The 3,941-nt window shown below is 62.8% G+C and carries 5 protein-coding genes and 1 pseudogene; 2 read left to right on the forward strand and 4 right to left on the reverse strand.

The genetic code is table 11. The features are described 5' to 3' along the window. Window positions 1-157: 157 nt before the first annotated feature. Window positions 158-1,156 (reverse strand): YaaC family protein, encoded by a 999-nt coding sequence (locus BAY60_RS35360; RefSeq protein WP_228708110.1) that lies wholly within the window; start codon window positions 1,154-1,156, stop codon window positions 158-160. A gap of 425 nt (window positions 1,157-1,581) precedes the next feature. Continuing rightward, window positions 1,582-1,770 (reverse strand): hypothetical protein, encoded by a 189-nt coding sequence (locus BAY60_RS35365; RefSeq protein ID WP_072029935.1) that lies wholly within the window; start codon window positions 1,768-1,770, stop codon window positions 1,582-1,584. A 149-nt stretch (window positions 1,771-1,919) separates the two neighbouring features. Here BAY60_RS35365 and BAY60_RS35370 point away from each other — a divergent pair, with 149 nt between their 5' ends. Beyond that, complete coding sequence (locus BAY60_RS35370) at window positions 1,920-2,327, forward strand: hypothetical protein (protein ID WP_043829893.1); 408 nt, start codon at window positions 1,920-1,922, stop codon at window positions 2,325-2,327. A 208-nt stretch (window positions 2,328-2,535) separates the two neighbouring features. On the opposite strand, the gene BAY60_RS35375 is transcribed toward BAY60_RS35370, so the two are convergent. Together BAY60_RS35375 and BAY60_RS35380 are read right to left on the reverse strand one after the other, a co-directional pair. Beyond that, entirely contained in the window at window positions 2,536-2,946 is a 411-nt protein-coding gene (locus BAY60_RS35375; protein ID WP_144024174.1) for a hypothetical protein, read from the reverse strand. Window positions 2,947-3,102: 156 nt separating this feature from the next. After that, complete coding sequence (locus BAY60_RS35380) at window positions 3,103-3,519, reverse strand: DUF421 domain-containing protein (protein WP_197684733.1); 417 nt, start codon at window positions 3,517-3,519, stop codon at window positions 3,103-3,105. Between BAY60_RS35380 and BAY60_RS35385 the strand changes: the two are divergent. Further along, window positions 3,430-3,893, forward strand: a pseudogene (locus tag BAY60_RS35385) (PP2C family protein-serine/threonine phosphatase). The gene BAY60_RS35380 and the pseudogene BAY60_RS35385 overlap by 90 nt on opposite strands. Window positions 3,894-3,941: the final 48 nt, after the last annotated feature.

Here is a 3,941-nt window from a genome sequence, read left to right on the forward strand (position 1 = left end):
GACCATCAGTTGTTGTTGTGTAAGGTATCCGTCACGAGATGAGGGTTATCTGTAACCAGGGTCGCTACCGATACCGCGGTATGCGTCGCTTCGGCCATGGTGAGGGACATCTGCTGCCAACCTTCGTGCCTGCTGTCTCCCGGTTTCGCCGACCCTGTCACCTGAAGGTGGTAAGCAGATGAAGCGCTGTGGCGGGGACGGACGTGGTCGCTTCCTCAAGAAGGTGCTCGATCGCGTTGGCTTCCGGTGATCTGTCAACATCGATCATCTTCGACCAAGTCGCCGGCTGGTACCGCGCCAACGACGACAGCGCTAGCAGTACGGCCCACAACGCTAAGAATGGGTGAAGACCGGTCGCCATAGATCCGATCGCGGGAGTGACGAGAGAGTCGTCGGCGGACCGGTAGCACGCGACCCCGAGGTCGCTGAACGTCTTGTTGTCAGCGAGCATCAACGGCGGCGAGCCGCTGCGCCACTCAACGCTCAGCCCCATCCCAGGACCCGCATTGCGCCAGCCCAGGCCACCCATCGGTTGCGATACGTGCAGCACGCTGTCTCGCAACGCCGGGTAGCGATCGAGATGCTCCTTGACCCGCACTGGGTCTTGACCGAAGAGGTCATGCACTCGCCGCGGAAGCCAGTTGACCTCGGCGTGGGCGAAAGTGCCGATCTCAGGCCACCCGTCCTGGAAGAACAACAGAACAGGCACCATGACGTCGTCAGTGAGCGGGACGTCCACTGTCTCCGGCAGAAGCGGCCACAACTCTCGTAGAGCAACCGGCTCATTGGGGACGAGTGCCTCTACATCGATGGCGGAAGCGACGGCCGGGAACAGACCAGACTTGGTGGCGGTAACAAGGACCTCTGCCGCAGTTGCGGTATTGGTGTTGGCGGTCAAGCCATGTCCACTGACCTTCGACACCTGGTTACCGATCCGCGGTGATGCAGCAACAATTGCCCGACCTGCCTGCGACAGGGCATAGAACAACTGGACTGGCCGAGTGGCGTAACCAGTGTCACTGGCTGCGTCCAGGAATTGCTCACATTGCTCCAACGCTGACTGGAACGTCGTTCGCCGCGCACCCTGCTTCGCATACCCCGGTGGGTCGTGACGAAGAGCCCGGAGACTCCGCAACTTCCGTCCCGCAGCCGACACAGCGACCTCCTTCTTAGTCGCACCAAGGTACAAGTACCCCGGTCCATCCGCTAATCACCGACAATCTCCGCCTCTCACGGGCACGCTGACTCGTCACGTTGCCCGTCATCGGTCTTGCCTATCGGTGCGTCAATGGTCGACCAACGGAACTCGTAACGTGCCACTAGGCTGTCGATCCGTGTCGTTCAGCGCCCGCCGAGCGCCCTGACCGCGACCACCAGCCAGACATCGACAGATGCGGCGCGACTGTCCAAGGCGCCGTGTCGCTTCCGTTGAGCCCCGACGCGCAGCGGCAGAGCTTGCTGGACTCGTCGATAGTCTCTCCCTCCCCGGGCTTCTAACACAGAAGGGAGAGGATCGCGAAGCTGGCCGCGATTTCGGCAACGGAGACGTCATGCATCTGTCCTACGATGTTGATAGCTGCGTCATGAGGCGGACGTCCACATGCGCAGTTGCTCGTGGAGAACAATGACGGCCTGCCACCATGGAACGACCTGCTCGACGATGGCGGCGAATACGTCCGCGACGTCTATGAGGAGATGCACGACGTTCTCGGCGACATCCCTAGTGGAATAGGGGTACAGCCGGGCGCAAGGACGCGTCTGTTCGTCCACTCAGATGAGTTCGACACCCGAGTGTTTGATTTCGACCGATGTCGGCCTGCTGGCACAAGGGGAAGCCAGCCAACTTCCGCCCACCTCGATGATCAGTTTGCCTGCTCCTGCTCCGGGAACCCTGCACGGAAACGTGATCGGAGGCAGTAATGGGCAGCCAGAGCACTCATGGGTTCAACCGGCTCTCGAACAAGGCGAGTTCGTGGCTGGCGCATCCGCTGTTTTTCGGCTTCGTGGTGCTCGCGCTGGTGGCGTGGGTGCCGACATTGTGGCTGATGGAGACCGGGGCGTCCGACCTCGTCGTCGACTCCATCACCAACCCACTGCAACTGCTACTGCTGGTTCTACTGCACAATAACCAGCACCGGGTGAGCAAAGCGAGCGACGACCGCGCGGACCAGACAGCCCGCGCGCTGGCAACGCTTCTTGAACACGCAGCAACCACGACTCAAGACGAACAACGGTCGCAGCAGCTCCGCGAGGAGGCGGTACAACTACAGCGTGACGCCGAGAAAGACAACGAACTCAGCAGCGGTGACACACAGCGCCGCGAATGACGACGCCTTCATACTGACCCATAACACTGTGGGCAACCATAAGGGGCAAGCAAGGCCAGCGAGCCCACGCACCCGAACACCCTGACAGTGGGATGAACGAGGGAACCGGGCTCGACATCGGTTGGTCGCGTTCTGGTTGGCACTCCCTCGAGGTGCTCTGATGCCGGAGCCGGATCGTCCGGACACGGTCACCAGCTCTCGGCCGTGTTTACCTGGGAACTGTGTCGTCCGCGGCCCTGACGTTGGCGTTGTGGAGGAACTGCTCGTGTGTGTAGGCGTCGTAGATGGCTGCCTGGACGAGGCCCGTATTTTTCGCTGAACTGCTCGTAGCTGAAATATTTTCAACGGTTCCGGTCGCAGTGACGATGCCGCCCTCCTTGAAGTTCTTCGCCTTCTGGTTCAGAAGTACCAGCAGGTAGTTGTCGCCGTAGACGCCGGCGTTGAGGACAAGAGCGTTTTCGTTCCCCGGATCGTTCACCGCCAACGTTAACTCGATTGTGCAGCACCGGCCGCGACTCGTGACGGTAGGCGCGAGTTTCACGTTCCGGCTTCGAGGGAACATTTTTCTTGCTCCGGCTAGTTCTGTCTTGGTGGCAGTGTTAATACGTTCGAGCTGCACGTCTCCAGTGGACGGTCAGGCGGCTGACGGCCACGCTGCTGTGCAGGCTCAGGGTCACCACCCGCACGGAGGCGGCGGCCCTGGCGGGGCAGTCGTATGTGCTGGACGAGGTCGCACAACCACCGGGTCACCCAGCGGCGGGCTAGCGGTCGCCGATCACTCGCCCCCGATGCGGCGGCTCTCCTCCAGGTCCTTCTCCCGTTCTTGCTGGCTCTTCTTCGGGATGATGCTGATGCCGCCCGAGCTCTCCAGCACGGCGTACTCGATCTGGTCCAGCCGCAACAGGCCTTGGCTCTTCCTGGCTGACGCGAGGATGTCGTCGGTGCTGATGTGTTCCTTGCGCAACCGCTCCTGCAGTGGCTTGCCGTGCTCGACCAGTACCAGCGGGGCGCCTTCGGCCAGCCTGCTGAACGCCGTGGAGCGGGACTTCAGCATGTCGGCGACGCGGTCGAGCACCACGAGGGTGAGAATCGCCAGCGCACCGTGCTGTTCGGCATCCTCACCCCGGCTCCCGGCGGCGGGTTCGAGGTCACCCTCGCCGGCGGCGGGCACCCACCCGCGCTGCGGTTGCATGACGGGGAGGTGGAGGAGATCCGACCGAAGGGCGGGATGCTGGTCGGTGCGCTGCCCGATGCCGGTTCACCACCTGCTACCTGCACCTGGAGCCCGGGCAGACCCTGCTGCTCTACACCGACGGACTCACCGAAGCCCGCCCCGACGGCGCCTTCTTCGGCGAGGACGGACTCACCGCGTTCCTCACCACCCGCCCCCGCACCCTCGCCGAGCAGCTGATCCGCGACCTCACCCACCTCATCACCGACTTCGACCCCCCACCCACCGACGACATCGCCCTCCTGGCGATCACCGTGCCCAACCTAAGTCCCCAGCACCCGGACGAACACGCACCCCAACGCCAACCACGCCAAGCCGGACCAGTTCCCCGGTAACCGCAGACAGGAATCCTCGAACCCGTCTGCTTCGCCGTCGGGCCTACC

The sequence above is a fragment of the Prauserella muralis genome (assembly GCF_003202285.1).
In the GTDB taxonomy this organism is placed as follows: Bacteria; Actinomycetota; Actinomycetes; order Mycobacteriales; family Pseudonocardiaceae; genus Prauserella_B; species Prauserella_B muralis.